This is a genomic window from Pedococcus aerophilus, assembly GCF_039532215.1.
Classification (GTDB): Bacteria; Actinomycetota; Actinomycetes; order Actinomycetales; family Dermatophilaceae; genus Pedococcus; species Pedococcus aerophilus.
In genome coordinates, this window is record NZ_BAAARN010000001.1 from 1,754,551 (window position 1) to 1,771,518 (window position 16,968).

The 16,968-nt window shown below is 71.5% G+C and carries 15 protein-coding genes; 4 read left to right on the forward strand and 11 right to left on the reverse strand.

Annotated features, from left to right (window positions below; genetic code table 11):
* The first annotated feature begins 34 nt into the window (after positions 1 to 34).
* Positions 35 to 1,444, forward strand: a complete 1,410-nt coding sequence (locus tag ABD286_RS08300; protein ID WP_344192073.1) for a M14 family zinc carboxypeptidase — start codon at positions 35 to 37, stop codon at positions 1,442 to 1,444.
* 112 nt (positions 1,445 to 1,556) lie between these two features.
* Here ABD286_RS08300 and ABD286_RS08305 read toward each other — a convergent pair whose 3' ends face one another.
* The 8 genes from ABD286_RS08305 to ABD286_RS08340 form a co-directional block, all read right to left on the reverse strand.
* A complete protein-coding gene (locus ABD286_RS08305; protein ID WP_344192077.1) occupies positions 1,557 to 3,554 on the reverse strand; it encodes an ABC transporter ATP-binding protein in 1,998 nt (665 codons plus the stop codon).
* Positions 3,551 to 5,284, reverse strand: a complete 1,734-nt coding sequence (locus ABD286_RS08310; RefSeq protein ID WP_344192079.1) for an ABC transporter ATP-binding protein — start codon at positions 5,282 to 5,284, stop codon at positions 3,551 to 3,553. Before ABD286_RS08310 ends, ABD286_RS08305 begins: the two co-directional genes overlap by 4 nt.
* The gene (locus ABD286_RS08315; protein WP_344192081.1) at positions 5,284 to 5,889 is read right to left on the reverse strand and encodes a TetR/AcrR family transcriptional regulator; all 606 of its coding nucleotides are present in this window, start codon (positions 5,887 to 5,889) and stop codon (positions 5,284 to 5,286) included. The genes ABD286_RS08310 and ABD286_RS08315 overlap by 1 nt, the downstream gene beginning before the upstream one ends.
* 91 nt (positions 5,890 to 5,980) lie before the next feature.
* Entirely contained in the window at positions 5,981 to 6,586 is a 606-nt protein-coding gene (locus tag ABD286_RS08320) for a chloramphenicol phosphotransferase CPT family protein (RefSeq protein WP_344192083.1), read from the reverse strand.
* A complete protein-coding gene (locus tag ABD286_RS08325; protein ID WP_344192085.1) occupies positions 6,583 to 8,088 on the reverse strand; it encodes a PqqD family peptide modification chaperone in 1,506 nt (501 codons plus the stop codon). Before ABD286_RS08325 ends, ABD286_RS08320 begins: the two co-directional genes overlap by 4 nt.
* A gap of 1 nt (position 8,089) precedes the next feature.
* Positions 8,090 to 8,797: an AIM24 family protein gene (locus ABD286_RS08330; protein ID WP_344192087.1), complete on the reverse strand. Its 708-nt coding sequence runs from the start codon at positions 8,795 to 8,797 to the stop codon at positions 8,090 to 8,092.
* Positions 8,798 to 8,806: 9 nt separating this feature from the next.
* Positions 8,807 to 9,280 (reverse strand): GNAT family N-acetyltransferase, encoded by a 474-nt coding sequence (locus ABD286_RS08335; protein ID WP_344192089.1) that lies wholly within the window; start codon positions 9,278 to 9,280, stop codon positions 8,807 to 8,809.
* 24 nt (positions 9,281 to 9,304) lie between these two features.
* Positions 9,305 to 9,448: a hypothetical protein gene (locus ABD286_RS08340; protein ID WP_344192091.1), complete on the reverse strand. Its 144-nt coding sequence runs from the start codon at positions 9,446 to 9,448 to the stop codon at positions 9,305 to 9,307.
* A gap of 191 nt (positions 9,449 to 9,639) precedes the next feature.
* Between ABD286_RS08340 and ABD286_RS08345 the strand changes: the two genes are divergently transcribed.
* On the forward strand, positions 9,640 to 9,879 hold the full coding sequence (locus ABD286_RS08345) for a hypothetical protein (RefSeq protein WP_344192093.1): 240 nt from the start codon (positions 9,640 to 9,642) through the stop codon (positions 9,877 to 9,879).
* A gap of 70 nt (positions 9,880 to 9,949) precedes the next feature.
* Here ABD286_RS08345 and ABD286_RS08350 read toward each other — a convergent pair whose 3' ends face one another.
* A complete protein-coding gene (locus ABD286_RS08350) occupies positions 9,950 to 12,445 on the reverse strand; it encodes a sodium-translocating pyrophosphatase (protein ID WP_344192095.1) in 2,496 nt (831 codons plus the stop codon).
* Between the two features lie 176 nt (positions 12,446 to 12,621).
* Positions 12,622 to 12,972: an anti-sigma factor antagonist gene (locus tag ABD286_RS08355; RefSeq protein WP_425565325.1), complete on the reverse strand. Its 351-nt coding sequence runs from the start codon at positions 12,970 to 12,972 to the stop codon at positions 12,622 to 12,624.
* Positions 12,973 to 13,050: 78 nt separating this feature from the next.
* Here ABD286_RS08355 and ABD286_RS08360 point away from each other — a divergent pair, with 78 nt between their 5' ends.
* Both ABD286_RS08360 and ABD286_RS08365 read left to right on the forward strand, forming a co-directional pair.
* A complete protein-coding gene (locus ABD286_RS08360; protein ID WP_344192097.1) occupies positions 13,051 to 15,504 on the forward strand; it encodes a DEAD/DEAH box helicase in 2,454 nt (817 codons plus the stop codon).
* A gap of 127 nt (positions 15,505 to 15,631) precedes the next feature.
* Entirely contained in the window at positions 15,632 to 16,456 is an 825-nt protein-coding gene (locus ABD286_RS08365) for a hypothetical protein (RefSeq protein ID WP_344192099.1), read from the forward strand.
* 43 nt (positions 16,457 to 16,499) lie between these two features.
* Here the strand turns inward: ABD286_RS08365 and ABD286_RS08370 are convergent, their stop codons facing one another.
* On the reverse strand, positions 16,500 to 16,886 hold the full coding sequence (locus ABD286_RS08370; protein WP_344192101.1) for an Rv3654c family TadE-like protein: 387 nt from the start codon (positions 16,884 to 16,886) through the stop codon (positions 16,500 to 16,502).
* Positions 16,887 to 16,968: the final 82 nt, after the last annotated feature.

The window sequence follows — 16,968 nt, forward strand, 5'->3', positions numbered from 1 at the left end:
CGCAAGCCCTCCCGGGCTCGAAGGGGAGTCATCGATGCACGTGCTCAGATCCAGCAGGAGAACCATCGTCGTCGCGGCCACGGTCGCCCTCGTGGCAGGCGGAGCCGCCGGCCTGAACGGGACAGCGACAGGCCCCGACTCCACCGGTGGCGGCACCACCGCAGAGGTCGTCCCAGCCTCCGGGGAGCCGGACACCGCCTTGCGCCGCTCGCTCGCCGCGGCTCCGGACGGCCTCCGGACGCCGTTCGAGGCGAGCAACGGGAAGACCTGGACCACCGTCGCCCAGGCGCAGAAGTTCTGGCGCGACCTCGACGCCAGCACCGACCGCGTGCGGGTGAGCACCGTGGGCCGGACCAACGAGGGTCGACCCCTGCAGCTCGTCCAGGTCGGCAACCCCGCCCCGAGGTCCGTCGCCGAGGCACGGACGGGCTCGGTCCTGCTGTACACGTGCTCGGTCCACGGCAACGAGCCGTCCGGGCGCGAGGCCTGCCTCCAGCTCGCCCGCGACATGGCCACGACCACCGACCCCGCGTGGCAGCGGCTGCTGCGGACCACGACGGTGCTGTTCATCAACGCCAACCCCGACGGCTGGCAGGCGAACACCCGGGCCAACGCCCAGGGGCTCGACGTCAACCGTGACTACATGGCGCTGGAGTCCCCCGAGGCGACCGCCATCACCAAGGTCATCCGCGACTGGAAGCCCGACGTGCTCAACGACCTGCACGAGTACGGGCCCAACCAGTACTACAAGACCGACCTGCTCCAGCTCTGGCCGCGCAACCGCCAGGCGGACGAAGAGATCCATGACCTCGCCAAGACGATGAGCGAGGAGTATGCCGCCGCGCAGGTCGAGTCCCTCGGCTACACCTCGGGCGAGTACGGGCTCTACGTCAAGGACGGGGAGCAGTTCCTCCAGGTCGCCGGTGACGAGCAGGGCCGCATCCTGCGCAACTACGCCGGGCTCTCGCACGTCGTGGGCATGCTCAGCGAGACGGCCAACAAGCCACTGGACGACGCAGAGGCCGCTGATACGTCGCTGCTCAACCGGCGCCGCGTCGAGGTCAACTACACCAGTGCCGTCGGCAGCGCGCAGATGGTGCTGGAGAACCGCGCCACCCTCGTCCGCGAGACCGCTGCGGCGGCGGAGCGGGTGACGCGGGAGGGTGCTGAGCAGTCCGGTGTCGTCTACTTCGCAGGTCAGGACAACGTCATCCCCGAGTCGTCGGCCGAGGTGGAGCCGGAGCCGATGTGCGGCTACCAGCTGACCGCGGCTCAACGCACCGAGCTGGCACCGGTCCTGCGTGCCCACGGGATCACCTGGCGCACCAACGCCGGTGGCGCGTTCGTGAAGATGGCGCAGGAGGACCAGCCGCTCATCCCGCTGCTGCTGGACGCCCGCTCCGAGCACCGGATCGCCGAGGCCACACCGGTCGACGACTGCTGACGGCCTCGACCAGATCGGCCGGTCAGGTTGCTCGACCTGGCAGCTGCTCCAGGGATGCCAGGCGCGCGGCATGTCGCGCTCCTGGCATCCCTGAGTCGTCTCAGGCGTCGGGTCAGGCGTCGACCACCACGGCGGCGCCGCTGAACTGCGCGGCATACAGCTCCGCGTAGGCGCCGTCGCGGGCGAGCAGCTCGGCGTGCGAACCCTGCTCGACGATCGCCCCGTCGCGCATGACGAGGATGACGTCGGCGTCGCGGATCGTCGAGAGGCGGTGGGCGATGACGAAGCTCGTGCGGTCCTGGCGCAGGGCCGACATCGCCTGCTGGACCAGCAGCTCGGTGCGGGTGTCGACCGAGCTGGTCGCCTCGTCGAGGATGAGCAGCGCCGGGTCGGACAAGAACGCCCGCGCGATCGTCAGCAGCTGCTTCTCGCCCGCGCTGATGTTGCCACCCTCGGCATCGAGCACCGTGTCGTACCCGTCGGGCAGCGAGTGCACGAACCGGTCGACGTAGGTCGCCCGGGCCGCGGCGAGGACCTCTTCCTCGGACGCACCGGGGCGGCCGTAGGCGATGTTGTCGCGGATGGTGCCGCCGAACAGCCAGGTGTCCTGGAGCACCATGCCGATCTCGCTGCGCAGGTTGTGGCGGGTCAGGGCCGTGATGTCCACGCCGTCCAGGGTGATCCGGCCGGCGTCGAGCTCGTAGAACCTCATGACGAGGTTGACGAGGGTGGTCTTCCCGGCACCGGTCGGCCCGACGATGGCGACCGTCTGCCCGGGCTCCACGACGAGGTCGAGGTGCTCGATGAGCGGGTTCGCCGGGTCGTAGGAGAACGACACGTCCTCGAACTCCACCCGTCCGCGGGGGTCGTCGAGCACCGCCGCACCGACGGCGTCGGGGCGCTGCTCGGGCGCGTCGAGCACCTCGAAGACACGCTCGGCCGAGGCCACCCCGGACTGCATGAGGTTGGCCATCGACGCGACCTGCGTCAGCGGCTGGGTGAACTGGCGTGAGTACTGGATGAACGCCTGCACGTCACCGAGGGTCATCGAGCCGCCGGCGACGCGCAGCCCGCCGACCACGGCGATGATGACGTAGTTGAGGTTCCCGATGAACATCATCGTCGGCATGATGATGCCGCTGACGAACTGTGCGCCGAACCCCGCGGCATACAGGTCGTCGTTCTTGGCCCGGAACGACGCCCGCACCTCGTCCTGGCGCCCGAACACCTTGACCAGCTCGTGCCCGGTGAAGGACTCCTCGACGACGGAGTTGAGCTCGCCGGTGCTCTTCCACTGCTGGACGAAGTGCTTCTGCGACCGCTTGCCGATCACCGCGGTGACCGCCATCGAGACCGGGATGGTGAACAGCGCGATCAGGGCCAGCATCGGCGAGATGTAGAGCATCATCGCGATCATCGCCACCACGGTGAGCAACGACGTGAGCAGCTGGCTCAGCGTCTGCTGAAGGCTCTGGGCGACGTTGTCGATGTCGTTGGTGACGCGGCTGAGCAGCTCGCCACGCGGCTGGCCGTCGAAGTAGGGCAACGGCAGTCGGTTGAGCTTGTCCTCGACGTCACGGCGCAGCCCGAAGATGGTGCGGTTCACCGCGCCGGTGAGCAGCCAGCCCTGGGCCCACGACAGCAGGCTGGCGACGACGTAGATGGCGAGCACCAGCAGGAGCACGTCCCCGACCGCCCCGAAGTCGATGCCCTGCCCCGGGACGAGGTAGGGCATGCCGCCCACGAGGTCGGCCAACGTGTCGTCGCCCCGCGCGCGGAGCGCCTCGACCAGCTGGGCCTTGTCGCTGCCGGCCGGGAACCTCGCCCCCACCACCCCGGCGAAGATGTGGTCGGTCGCCCGCCTGAGGATCTTCGGCCCGATCGCCGACAGGCCCACGCTCGCGACGGCGAGAGCCAGCACGGCATACAGGGGAAGGCGTTCGGGGCGCAGCAGGCCGAGGAGTCGCTTCGCGGACGGCACGAAGTCCTGCGACTTCTCGGCCGGCACCCCTGCGCCCATCATCGGTCCGTGCCGCTGGCCGGCCCGCGCTCCCGGCCCGCGCCTGGCTTCTGCCGCCTTCTCCTCCGCGGTCTTCACTCCTTCGCTCATGCTGCTGCCTCCGCGCTCTGCTGGGACTCGACGATCTCGACGTACGTGGGGCACGTCTCGAGGAGCTCGTCGTGGGTCCCGGTCCCGACGACGAGCCCGTCGTCGAGGACGACGATGTGGTCGGCGTCGACGATGGTCGACACCCGTTGGGCCACGACCACGACGGCGGTGTGCCGCGTGACGGGCTTGAGCGCGGACCGCAGCCGCGCGTCCGTCGACAGGTCGAGGGCCGAGAAGCTGTCGTCGAACAGGAAGATCTCGGGCTTGGCGACCAGGGCCCGGGCGATGGCAAGTCGCTGGCGCTGGCCACCCGAGACGTTCGTGCCGCCCTGGACGATCGGTGCGTGCAGGCCCTGCGGCATGGCGCGCACGAAGTCCTCCGCCTGGGCGATGCGCAGGGCCTCCCACAGCTCGTCGTCGGTCGCGCCGGCGTCGCCGTAGCGCAGGTTGCTCGCGACCGTGCCGGTGAACAGGTAGGGCTTCTGCGGCACGAGGCCGATCCGCGCCCACACGTCCTCCAGCGCCGCGTCCCGCACGTCGACCCCGCCGATGAGCACCTGCCCCCCGGTCACGTCGTAGAGCCGAGGGATGAGGGACAGCAGGGTCGACTTCCCGGCACCGGTGCTGCCGATGATGGCCGTCGTCCTGCCCGGCTCCGCCGTGATCGAGACACCCTGCAGGACAGGGACATCCGCACCCGGGTAGGCGAACGTGACATCGCGCAGCTCGATGCCGGCACCCCGGCGCGGGATGGCCACGGGCTCGGCCGGCGGCACCACGGTCGACGCGGTGTCGAGGACCTCTGCGATGCGTCCGGAGGAGACCGTCGCCCGGGGGATCATCATCGACATGAAGGTCGCCATCATCACCGACATGAGGATCTGCATGAGGTAGCTCATGAACGCGGTCAGCTCCCCGATCTGCATCTGGCCGCTGGAGACGCGGTGCGAACCGAACCACAGCACCGCCACCGTCGAGGCGTTGAAGATGAGCATGACGATCGGGAAGACCATGGCCATCAGGCGACCGACCGCGAGCGCGGTGCCGGTGTACTGCGTGTTCGCCTCCGCGAATCGGACCCGCTCGTGGTCCTCGCGGACGAACGCCCGCACCACCCGGATGCCGGTGATCTGTTCGCGCAGAACGCGGTTCACCCAGTCGACAGACTCCTGCATGATCCGGAACTGCGGGATCATCCGGCGGATCACCAGCGCCACCGACAGCGCGAGGAGCGGAACGGCCACGGCCACCAGCCAGGACAGCCCGACGTCCTCACGCAGGGCCATGACGATCCCGCCGACCATCATGATCGGGGCCGAGACCATCATCGCGGCACCCATGAAGACGACCTGCTGGACCTGCGTGACGTCGTTGGTCGTGCGCGAGATGAGCGTGGGCGCCCCGAAGCGTGACACCTCCTGGGCGGAGAAGTCGCCGACGCGGGCGAAGACGTCGGCCCGCAGGTCGCGGCCGAGCCCGGCCGCCGACCGCGCCCCGAGGTAGGTCGCCCAGACCGTGGCGGCGATCTGGACGAGGGAGACCGCGAGCATCCACCCGCCCGTGCGCAGGATGTAGCCGGTGTCGCCCTTGGCCACGCCCTCGTCGATGATGCGGCCGTTGAGGCTGGGCAGGTAGAGCGAGGCGATGGTGCCGACGAGCTGGAGCCCGACGAGGACGGTGATGAGCCTCTGGTAGGGCCGCAGGTAGTCGCGGATGATCCGGATGAGCACTACTTCTTCCCCCCTGGTTCGGGACGCCGGAGGGCGCCCTCGAGGATGACGTCGACGAGGTCCTGCGGTGTGGAGTCACCGTGGTGGAGCATCGGGTGGACGCTCGAGAGCGTGAGCATCCGCAGGTAGTTGACGACCTCGGTGGCCGGCAGCCGGAGCTGGTCGGCGTCGGCTCCGACGAGCGCGACGAACGCCTGGTCGACCGCGGTGTTGGCCTGCTCGCGTCGCGGGTCCTGCCCCTTGTGCGGCGGGCGCATGGGTCGGCCCGACGCCTGGAGGACGCTCATGAGCGAGAAGATGTCGCGCAGGTAGCCCTGCATGGTCGACACGGCGGCAGCGAGGCGTTCGCGCAGCGGCAGCGCGACGTCGATCTCGAGCAGCCGGGCGACGAGCACCTCGGTCTGGAAGGCGTCGTGGACGCAGGCTTCGACCAGCTCGTCCTTGGACTCGAACACCCGGAAGATCGTGCCCTCGGCGACGCCCGCCGCCCGGGCGATCTCCTTGGTGCTCACCGCACGCCCCTTGTCGCGCAGCAGTGGCACCGTCGACGCGATGATCGCGGCTCGACGGTCGTCGGGGGCCATGGCAGGGGCTCGGGGAGTCACCTGTTCAGAGTAAGTGAGTGAGCACTCACTCACAACACATTTGCTGACCTGCGCAGATGGTCCCGCCCACCCCGGGGAGCGGGGCCTGCACTCACTCCGCGCCGGCTCGGTCCCCGTGGATCGGCACGGTCACCGCAGCCACGACGACCATCGCCGCCTCCCGGGGAGTGCACCGGGCCGTGTCGACCTCGAGGTCGTAGTCGATGCCCTCGTGCACGAGCGTCGCCTGGGCGGCGGCCATCCCGACCACCCGGTCGGCCCGGGCCCGCTCACGGACCAGCGCCACCTCGGGATCGCAGTGGACCCCGACCCAGAGCACCCGCAACCCCGCGAGCGCCTGGCGCCAGCGCTCCTGGGCCGCGGGGCCGCTGAGGAACCCGTCCTCGACGACGACCGGCACGTCCCGGGCGACGCCCGCGATGCCACGCATCCAGGCCTGCTCGACACGACGCCACTCGGGACCGGTCTCGACCCGGCCGTCGGGGTGCAGGACCAGGCCGCCCTCGACCTGGTCGAAGCCCGGCGGGAGCGCCTCGATCAGCGTGTCGACGGTGAGCCGCAGCCAGGTCCCCGGCAGGAGGTCGACGAGGACCGCCGCCAGCGTGGACTTGCCCGAGCTCGACCCGCCGTTGAGGACGATGACGTCCGGCCCGGCCCCGGCCCCGGCCCCCGCCACGCCTTCGGACCCGACGGTCACGTCACCAGGCCGTCAGCCACCAGCTCGCGCAGCAGGGCGACGAGGTCGGGCCGCAGGGTGGCCTCGTCGACCTCGAGCAGCTGGGCGATGGCCGAGATCGCCACCCCGGCCGTGAGGGTGCCGTCGCAGACGCTGGCGAGGGCGGCCCCCGCGGTGTCCAGCCTGACCGTGCGGCGCAGCCCGCCGCCCTGCCTCAGCAGGATGACGCTCGGGTCCGGGTCGCCGGGGCGCGAGTGCCGCTCCTCGGTGACGTCCGGGGCCACCGTCCAGGCCACCCCGAGCAGGTCCGCCTCGGTGTGCTCGGCCAGCCAGGTGCGCGCGCGGATCCCGGCGAGGACGTGCGGACCCATCGGCGAGGCGACCGGCCCCCCGACCTCGTCGAGGTGCACGAACGGCTCACGGTCGGTGACCGGTCGCTGCAGCGTCACCACCCCGAACCCCACCGCTGACACGTCGCGCGAGGCGAAGTCGTCGAGCCACGCGGCATACATCGTCGCGAACTCCACCGTGGCGCTGTGGTGACCACCGTCGCGGGCCCATGTCTCGGCGTACTCCGCGGGGTCCTGGACGTCGCGCTGGATGATCCACGCGTCGAGGCCGGTGCCGTCGACCCATCCGCGCACGCGCTCGCGCCAGTCGGCGTCGCCGAGGACCTCCCAGTTGCCGAGGAACTGCGCTATCCCTCCCGGCTCCAGGTGGTCGCCGATCGACCGGACGAGGTCCGCCACGATCGCGTCACCCGCGGCACCGCCGTCGCGGTACTCGAACAGCGGGACGTCGGGGCTGCGGGGCGTGATGACGAACGGCGGGTTGCTCACGATCAGCTCGAACCGTTGCCCCGCAACAGGATCGAGCATGGAACCACCGACGACGTCCCAGCTGGCACCGTTGAGGGCGGCGTTGAACCTGGCGTAGGCGAGGGCCCGCTCCGACAGGTCGGTCACGGTGATGTGGGCGGCGTGCGCACCGAGGTGCAGGGCCTGGACGCCACACCCCGTGCCGATGTCGAGGGCGCGCACCACGAGCGGCCGAGGCGTCCACGACGCCAACGTCGTCGAGGCGCCACCGATCCCGAGCACGTGGTCCTCGTGCAGCGGCTCGCGCGTGGCGATCTCTGCGAGGTCGGAGGCCACCCACCAGGCGTGGTCCTCCTCGCCGTAGGGACGCAGGTCGCACGTCGCGACGACGCCCGGGCCCTGCTCACGGACCAGCCCCAGCGACTGGGCGCCCTGGAGCCCCAGGGTCGGCAGGGCCACGGCGACGTCCTCGGCGTCGACGGCGTCGCCGAGCCCGAAGAGGCGCACCAGCGTCGCGAGCGGTGTGCCGGCCGCGGCCGTGACGCGTTGCGCCGGCAGCACCTGCTCACGGGCGAGCGCTGCGCCCGCGAGCGGACCGAGCAGGTCGGAGACCCCCTCGACCGTGTATGCCGCCGCGGCCAGGTCTGCACGCAGCGCATCGATGAGCTCGGTGTCGGTGGAGGTGGGTGGCGCGGTGGTGGCCACGTCAGCCGTCGAGCATGCCGCCGAGGTTGAACCCTCCGCCGCCGCTCTGGGCCGGCGGCGGGGTCCACTCGCTCGGCTGGACGATGACGAAGCCCGGGCCGTGGAAGGCGTACTGGAACGCCTCGCCGGAGCCGCCACGCAGCATGGAGCGGACGTTCATGCTCGAGACCACCTGGGGCACGAGGTTCGCCGACCAGCCCACGCACGCCTGGACGTCGACGTAGGTGGGCTGGGTGCCGCAGTCGAGGACGACCGGCTGGCCGACCGTGTGGATCGCCGCGGTGCCGGTGCCGTGCAGCGTGGTGTTGAACAGGCCACCGCTGAGCATCCCGGCACCCTGGACGCGCTTGATGTCCCAGTCGATGCTGGAGTCGAAGGCCAGCAGGTTGCGTGCGTTGAGGCTGATGCCGTCGCCGGTCAGCTCGACGAGGAAGACGAACCCGGCCTCGGACGCGAAGAACACGTCGCCCTCGCCGGACACCCGCATGAGCGAGACGTCCTCACCGGTGACGACCTTCTTGAAGAGCTTGCCGACGCTGCCGGCCTTCTCGTGGTCGAAGCGGATGTTGCCCTGGAAGGACACCATCGCGCCCTTGACGGCCAGCACGTCGCCACCGAGGTGGACACGCAGCATCTGGGGGTTCTGGAGGGCGAAGCGCTGCTCCGCCTGGACCTCGAGGTTCGCCTGTTCGAACAGTGGACTCTGCATGTCGCCAGCCTAGGCCGAAGGCACGCCGATGGGGAGGCGGTAGGTCAGCCACTCCGAGCGGTCGCCACCGAGGCTGTCGTAGAGCCGCTGCGCCCGCTCGTTGTCCGGCGCCGTCTGCCACTGCAGCCACCGGCAGCCGCGGTCGGCCGCGAGCGATCGACAGGCCTCGAGCACGGCGCGGCCGGCGCCCTGCGACCGGTGGTCGGCGTGGACGTAGAGGTCCTCCATCACGGCCAGCGGCAGCCCGAGGGTGGTGTCCCAGCTCCACAGGACGGTGGCGTGCCCGGCCACGGCGCCGTCGCCGTCACGGGCGATCAGCTGGGTGCCGCCGCCTGTGGCGATCAGGGCCCTGGCCATCGACGTCAGCTCGTCCACGGACGGGTCCTCCCGGTAGAACCGGGCGTAGGCGAGGAGCGACGGCGCGAGGTCGTCGAGGTCCTCCTCGGTGACGACGGCGACGGTCAGCTCGGCGGGCTCGTTCATGCCCGGAATCTACGCGAGGGCGCCCTACGTGGTGGGCGTCAGGACGAAGCCTCCCTGCTGCCCCTTGCAGGTGCCCGCGGTGTACTCCGCGGTACCGACGACGACGCCCTTGTCGCTGATCCCCCTGCCGAAGGACAGCGTGAGGCCGGCGATCGGGTTGACGACCATCGAGTTGAGGCGCCTACCTCGCCACCCGCCCGACTCCGGACGGACAGCGCCCCTCCGGGGTGGTCACCGGGCCGGTCGCCGCGGGACCGACTCCGTTCGAGGAGGCAGTCGCGTGCTACCGCCTCCAGATGGTCCCGGGCTCCCCATCCCCCACCCCGTCGGGCCCGGACCTGGCGCGTGTCGGACTGACGATGACCGGCGCCACGTCCTCCCTGCTCGCAGGTCAGTCCGTCACCGCCCTGGCCTACGGCGCAGCGGACGGCGAGTCGCTCTTCGTCTTCCTCAGCGACGCTCCGCTGCGGGGCAGCTCGGCCGGGGCGACCACCGTGGACGGGCACGCCGTCTTCACTGATCTCGATGACCCCATGGTCGTGGTGGGCTCCGACGCCGCGCTGGTGCTTCAGGCTGCCGAGGCGCTCGCGCGGTCCTGACCCGGCGTCATACGTCGAACGGCCGGTCCCAGCGAGGCTGGGACCGGCCGTTCGTATCGAGCGTGTGCGACTAGCGGTTCGCCGGCTGCTCGATGTGGTCGGCCGCGTCGTCGACCGCCTCACCGGGACCGGTGGTCGCCTCACCGGAGTCGGGCGCCGAGGCGTCCATCCGCTGCGCCTTCTCGCCGTCCTCGTCGCCGCCGATCGCGAGGTCGCGCGCCTTGGAGACGGCGACCGCGACGACGACGATCAGCAAGGCAGCTGCGGCGATGCCGTAGCGGATCGGCGAGTTCTTGTCGTCGCCGATGGACAGCGTGACGATCGCCGGGGCGATGAGCACCGAGACGAGGTTCATCACCTTGATCAGCGGGTTGATCGACGGGCCGGCGGTGTCCTTGAACGGGTCACCGACGGTGTCACCGATGACCGTGGCAGCGTGGGCGTCGCTGCCCTTGCCGCCGTGGGCGCCGTCCTCGACGATCTTCTTCGCGTTGTCCCACGCACCACCGGAGTTGGCGAGGAACACGGCCATGAGGCAACCGGTGCCGATGGCGCCGGCGAGGAAGCCGGCGAGCGGCCCGATACCGAGTCCGAACCCGACCGCGACGGGCATCAGCGCCGCCAGCAGACCCGGGGTCGCGAGCTCACGCAGCGAGTCCTTGGTGCAGATGTCGACGACGCGGCCGTACTCCGGCTTCTCGGTGTAGTCCATGATCCCCGGGTGCTCGCGGAACTGGCGACGCACCTCGAAGACGATGGCGCCGGCGGCGCGGGTCACGGCGTTGATGGCCAGGCCGGAGAAGAGGAACACCGTCGCGGCACCGATGAGCAGTCCGACGAGGACGCTCGGGGTGACGATCTGCAGGTCGAACGGGGCGTTCGCCTTCTGCAGGATCTGGGTGAACTGCGCCTGTGCGGCCTCCTGGGTGAGCGAGCCACCCTGCACCTGGGCGATGAGGTCGTTCTGCGTCTTCTCCTGCAGCGCGGTGAAGATCGGCTGGAACTTCGCCTGCCACGCGTCGGAGTAGGAGCCGAACAGCGCGGTCGCGGCGAGCACGGCCGTCGCGATCGCGATGCCCTTGGTGATCGCCTTGGTGGTGTTGCCCACGGCGTCGAGGTCGGTGAGGATCTGCGCGCCCTCGCCGTCGACGTCACCGGACATCTCGGCGATGCCCTGGGCGTTGTCGGAGACCGGACCGAAGGTGTCCATGGCGACGATGACGCCGACCGTGGTGAGCAGGCCACAACCGGCGAGCGCGATGAAGAACAGCGACAGGATGACCGAGCCGCCACCGAGCAGGAACGCCGCGTAGACGGCACCGCCGATGATGACCGCGGTGTAGACGGCCGACTCGAGGCCGACGCCGATGCCCGAGAGGACGACCGTGGCCGCGCCGGTGAGCGAGGTGCGGGCGACGTCCTTGGTGGGGCGCTTGTCGGTGCCGGTGAAGTAGCCGGTGAGCCACAGGATGACCGCGGCCAGGATGATGCCGACCAGCACGGCCATGATCGCGGCGTACCGCGGGTTGCCCTCGAGGGCCGAGATGCCGACGTTCTCCGAGCCGAGGCCGGAGTAGGTGTCGGGCAGGTAGACCAGCGCGGCGACGGCGGACAGGACGGCTGCGATGGCTGCCGAGATGTAGAAGCCGCGGTTGATGGCGGACAGGGCGTTCTCGCCCGGCTTCACGCGGGTGATGAACACCCCGATGAGCGCGGTGATCGCGCCGATGGCGGGGACGATGAGCGGGAAGACCAGGCCGTAGGTGCCGAAGGCGGCCGACCCGAGGATCAGCGCCGCGACGAGCATGACGGCGTAGGACTCGAACAGGTCCGCGGCCATGCCGGCGCAGTCGCCCACGTTGTCACCGACGTTGTCGGCGATCGTCGCAGCGTTGCGGGGGTCGTCCTCGGGGATGCCCGCCTCGACCTTGCCGACGAGGTCGGCGCCGACGTCGGCGGCCTTGGTGAAGATGCCGCCGCCGACGCGCATGAACATCGCGAGCAGGGCGGCACCGAAGCCGAAGCCCTCGAGCACCTTGGGCGCGTCGCCCTTGTAGAGCAGGACGACGACGGAGGCGCCGAGCAGGCCGAGGCCGACCGTCGCCATACCGACCGTGCCACCGGTGCGGAACGCGATCCGCATGCCGGAGTCGCGGTCGCCACCCCGGGCGGCGGAGGCGACGCGCACGTTGGCCTTGACGGCCAGGCTCATGCCGAAGTAGCCGATGGCTGCCGAGAACAGGGCGCCGACGACGAAGAAGCCGGAGCGACCCCACCGGACGGCGTTGGTGTCGGCGGGGAGCAGGAGCAGCAGGGCGAAGACGAGGATGACGAACAGGACCAGCGTCTTGAACTGGCGGGCCAGGAACGCCTGCGCACCTTCCTCGACGGCGGCGCCGATTTCCTGCATCTTCTCGGTGCCCGGGTCGGCCGCCAGGACCTGCTGGCGGAAGAAGACACCCATGATCAACGCGATGACCGAGATGGCCAGGACGGCGATGACCAGGGTGAGATTGGTGCCGGCGAGCTCTAGGTCAGCAGCTGCGGCAGGCGCAAGGCGCGACATTCCATCCTCCTCGATGGGGAACACTGCGGGATCGTCCGCGGGCGCGACGTGATGGGGCATTGCCGCCGGGAGCGATGCTGGCGAGAGTAATGCACGTCACACCGTCTGTGTCGACCGGTGAGCAGCGTCACAGTGAATTCGCGACGGGAGGAAGGGGCCGGACGCCCCGAGGCGGGTCAGGCGTTCGACGCCGCGGCGGCCTCGTCGACCGACGGGTAGATGTGGAACACCTTGTCCAGGCCGGTGATCTTGAAGACCTTGAGGATGCGGTCCTGGGCGCTGACGATGCGCAGGCTGCCGTTCTGGCCGCGCACGAGCTTGAGGCGCCCGACGAGGACACCCAGTCCGGTGGAGTCCATGAAGGTGACGTTCTCGAGGTCGACGACGAGGGTCGTCCGACCGGCAGCCACCTGCTTGTCGAGGACCTCGCGGAGCAGTGGGGCCGTGTAGACGTCGATCTCGCCCGCCACGTGGACGATCGTCACGGCGCCCTGCTCGCTGCTGGAGACCGACAGGTCCACAGTCACCCTTTCCCTCGACTTCACGACGACTTCGCGTGCGGGCGGCCGGCTCGGCCGTCCGCCCTCGGGATTACGGTAGCGGCAATGTCCACACCCGCTCGCACCGCACCGTCCGCGCGCGTGGCCTTCGACCCCGAGGCGACCCTGGCCGCCCTGGCCTCCGGTCCACGAGCCGGACGGCTGCGCCACGTGCACGAGGTGCCCGCCCGTCCCGCGTCGGTGGCCGACTGGCCGGCGTGGGTCGACCCCTCCGTGCATGCCGCGTGCGCCGGTGCCGGAGCCACCTCCCTGTGGTCGCACCAGCGGCAGGCCGCCGACCTCGCCCACGGCGGCTCGCACGTCGTGATGGCCACCGGCACGGCGTCGGGCAAGAGCCTGGGCTACCTCCTGCCGGTGCTCACGTCACTCGTCGAGGGGACCTACGCACCCACCGGCCGCGGCGCCACCGCGCTCTACCTCTCCCCCACCAAGGCGCTCGCCGCCGACCAGCTGTCCCGGGTGCAGGCCATGGCGGTGCCGGGGGTGCGGGCCGCGACCTACGACGGCGACACCCCCACCGAGGAACGCCGCTGGATCCGCGACCACGCCCACCTCGTGCTGACCAACCCCGACCTGGTGCACCACTCGCTCCTGCCGCTGCACGAACGCTGGGCACCGTTCCTGCGCCGGTTGCGCTACGTCGTCATCGACGAGTGCCACGTCTACCGCGGCGTCTTCGGCTCCCACCTCGCCGCCCTGCTCCGACGGCTGCGCCGGGTCTGTGCCCGGTATGGCGCCTCCCCCACCTTCGTCCTCGCCTCGGCCACCGTCCGCGACCCGGGCGACCACGCGAGCCGGCTGGTCGGCCTCCCCGTCACGGCTGTGACCGTGGACGGGTCGCCGCGCGAGGCGATGACCTTCGCCCTGTGGGAGCCCGGTGCCCTCGACGAGGGCTTCGGCGCGACCGCGCCGGCTGGGACCGCGGCGGAGCACCCGGCCGGGACGATCGCGGAGTCCCCGGCCGACCCGATCGGGGAGTACCCGGCCCGCGAGGTCGCCGACACCTCCGGCGAGACCCCTGCCCGTCGCAGCGCCACCTCCGAAGCGGCCGACCTGCTGGCCGAGCTCGTCGGCGCGAGGGTGCAGACCGTGGCGTTCGCCCGGTCTCGGGCCGGGGTCGAGGCCCTGGCCTCGAGCGCCCGGCGCACGCTGGAGGGCCAGCCGCGGCTGGCGTCAGCCATCGCGGCATACCGGGGCGGCTACCTCCCCGAAGAGCGACGCGAGCTGGAACGCGCCCTGCGCCAGGGCGACATCATCGGGCTGGCCGCCACCAATGCCCTCGAGCTCGGCGTCGACATCAGCGGACTCGATGCCGTGCTGCTCGCGGGCTGGCCGGGCACCCGGGCCTCCCTGTGGCAGCAGGCCGGACGGGCAGGACGGGCCGGGACGCGGTCGCTGGCCGTCTTCGTCGCCGCGGACGACCCGCTCGACACGTACGTCGTCAACCACCCCGAGGTCGTCTTCGGCCAGCCGGTCGAGAGCACCGTGCTCGACCCGGACAACCCCCACGTCCTCGCGCCGCACCTCGCGGCGGCGGCGGCCGAGCTGCCCCTGAAGGAGGCCGACCTGGAGATGTTCGGGCCGGACGCCCGGCGTCTCGTGGACGCCCTCGTGGCCCGGGGCATCCTCCGGCGTCGTCCCGCCGGGTGGTTCTGGGCGCGGTCGGACCGGGCGAGCGACCACGTCTCGCTGCGCGGCAGCGGGGAGGTCGTCGGGATCGTGGAGAGCCGCACGGGACGCGTGCTGGGCACCATCGACGAGTCGTCGGCCCACTCCCAGGTGCACACCGGCGCCGTCCACGTGCACCAGGGCAGCACCTACGTCGTGACCGAGCTCGACCTCGAGCTCGGCACGGCGACCGCCGTGCGCGGCGACCCGGGCTGGAGCACGTTCGCGCAGTCGGTGAGCGCGTTCGACGTGGTCGGCGCGCAGGAGTCGTTCTCGTGGGGCCCGGTCGACGTGGCCTTCGGCAACGTGCGCGTGCACCACCAGGTGACGAGCTTCCTGCGACGGCTGCCCGGTGGCGAGGTCATCGGCACGCACCCGCTCACGCTGCCGCAACGGACCCTGAGCACCAAGGCCGTCTGGTGGACCATGCCCGCGGACTGGCTCGAGGCCGCCGGGGTGGCCGAGGTCGACGTCCCCGGTGCCGCCCACGCCGCCGAGCACGCGGCCATCGGCATGATGCCGCTGGTGGCGACCTCCGACCGCTGGGACATCGGCGGCGTCTCCACCGCACTGCACCCGGACACCGGGCTGCCGACGATCATGGTCTACGACGGGCACCCGGGCGGGGCGGGCTTCGCCCAACGAGCCTTCGGCGTCTTCGAGATGTGGCTGTCCGCCACCCTCGAGGCGGTGCGGTCCTGCCGCTGCGAGCGCGGGTGCCCGGGCTGCGTGCAATCGCCCAAGTGCGGAAACGGCAACGAGCCCCTCGACAAGGCGGGCGCCGTCCGACTCCTCGAGGCGGTCCTGCGGCACGCGCCCCGACACAACTGAACGCAGGCCTCCGCCACCCGCGGCTGACCGCCCGCCGGCTCCTGCGAGACGGGCAAAACCGCAGGCCACGGGCTAGGGTCGAAGCGCATGGCGCACCGCGCGCCGCAGAATTTTCGGAGGTCCTCCCGTGATCGTGCTCGGACTGATCCTGGTCCTCGTGGCCATCGCCGCAGCGATACTTCTCGTCTCGGGCGCACTGCCCGAGACCGCCACCTCGACGCTCGAGACCGGCATCTTCAAGTTCGAGCTCACGCCGCTCCAGCTGCTCATCGCGGGTGCCGCGATCATGCTGCTGCTGTGGTTCGGCCTCGGCCTGGTGCGCGGCGCGATGAAGCGCAAGCGCCGCCCCGCCCGCGAGGCCAAGGAGGCCCAGCGCCAGGCAGAGCTGGAGGAGTCGATCCGCTCCGACGAGCGCAAGCGCGCCGAGGAGACCCACACCACCGCCCTCGCCGACCGGGACCGCGCCAAGGACGCCGAGCTCGAGTCCAAGCTCGCGGAGCGTGACCGCGCCCGCGACGAGGAGTTCCGCACCCGCGAGCGCGAGATCGAGGACCGTGCGCGCGCAGACGAGCGCGAGCGTCTCGAGCGCGAGTTCAGCGCCCGCCAGGCCACTGCGACAGCCGCTGTCCCAGCCGCCGGTGCAGCTGCTGCCGCGGGCACCCACCACGGGTCGCACGACGGATCGCACGACGGCACCACCCACGGTGACCGCCCCGAGCAGGTGCCCGTGGCCGCCGACTCCGACCGCTCAGGCGACACCAGCGGTCGCACCGGCGACGGTTCGGCTGACGAGCGTCTCTACACGCCCGGCGACACCCACCGCGACGACACCGCTGGTGACGCGCACCGCGCCGATGGTGACCAGCCGGGCGCGGACACCACGTCCGAGCGTCCGGCCCACCGCACCATGGCCGACCGCCTGATGGGCCGCGACCCCCGCGACCACGGCTGATCCCTCCCGGACGACCCCGCTCCCGGGGCGTCCTCAACAGCACTCAGAGCGACGGCGCGGGCCCAGCCCGCGCCGTCGCTCGTGCGCGGGGCTGCCCGAGTCCGGGAAGCCCAAGCCCCACCGGTGAGGTCGCGGAGACGGTGACCGCGCTGTCCGCTCCCACCGTGCACGTGACCTGCCGCGCGGCGTTGGCCGCAGCCACGGACGCGGCGCGCGAGCAGGCCGAAGCGGCACCCTCCCCGGACTGGACCGACGTCGCAGCAGCCAGGGCTGCGAGGTCGGCCCCGGCGCGGGCCCGGTGTGCGGCTGCCACGGCACTGGCCAGCGCCAGTCCTGCGACCAGCAGGACCGCCAGGACCCCTGACGCCGCCAGCGCCAGGACGGTGCCGCTGCCGCGTTCACCGCCTGAGCGCTGCTGCTCCGTCGTCATGCACGCCTCCTGCCCTCCCCGTCCGCACCCGGCCCTCCCCGTCCGCACCCGGCCCTCGCCGCCTGCACCCGAGGCTCGGCCT

Bases quoted from the DNA above. Each gene is read 5' to 3' on its own strand.
- ABD286_RS08300 (WP_344192073.1), top strand. From the start codon at position 35: ATGCACGTGCTCAGATCCAGCAGGAGAACCATCGTCGTCGCGGCCACG.
- ABD286_RS08335 (WP_344192089.1), bottom strand. From the start codon at position 9,280: ATGAACGAGCCCGCCGAGCTGACCGTCGCCGTCGTCACCGAGGAGGAC.
- ABD286_RS08345 (WP_344192093.1), top strand. From the start codon at position 9,640: ATGACCGGCGCCACGTCCTCCCTGCTCGCAGGTCAGTCCGTCACCGCC.
- ABD286_RS08360 (WP_344192097.1), top strand. From the start codon at position 13,051: ATGTCCACACCCGCTCGCACCGCACCGTCCGCGCGCGTGGCCTTCGAC.
- ABD286_RS08330 (WP_344192087.1), bottom strand. From the start codon at position 8,797: ATGCAGAGTCCACTGTTCGAACAGGCGAACCTCGAGGTCCAGGCGGAG.
- ABD286_RS08350 (WP_344192095.1), bottom strand. From the start codon at position 12,445: ATGTCGCGCCTTGCGCCTGCCGCAGCTGCTGACCTAGAGCTCGCCGGC.
- ABD286_RS08370 (WP_344192101.1), bottom strand. From the start codon at position 16,886: ATGACGACGGAGCAGCAGCGCTCAGGCGGTGAACGCGGCAGCGGCACC.
- ABD286_RS08305 (WP_344192077.1), bottom strand. From the start codon at position 3,554: ATGAGCGAAGGAGTGAAGACCGCGGAGGAGAAGGCGGCAGAAGCCAGG.
- ABD286_RS08340 (WP_344192091.1), bottom strand. From the start codon at position 9,448: ATGGTCGTCAACCCGATCGCCGGCCTCACGCTGTCCTTCGGCAGGGGG.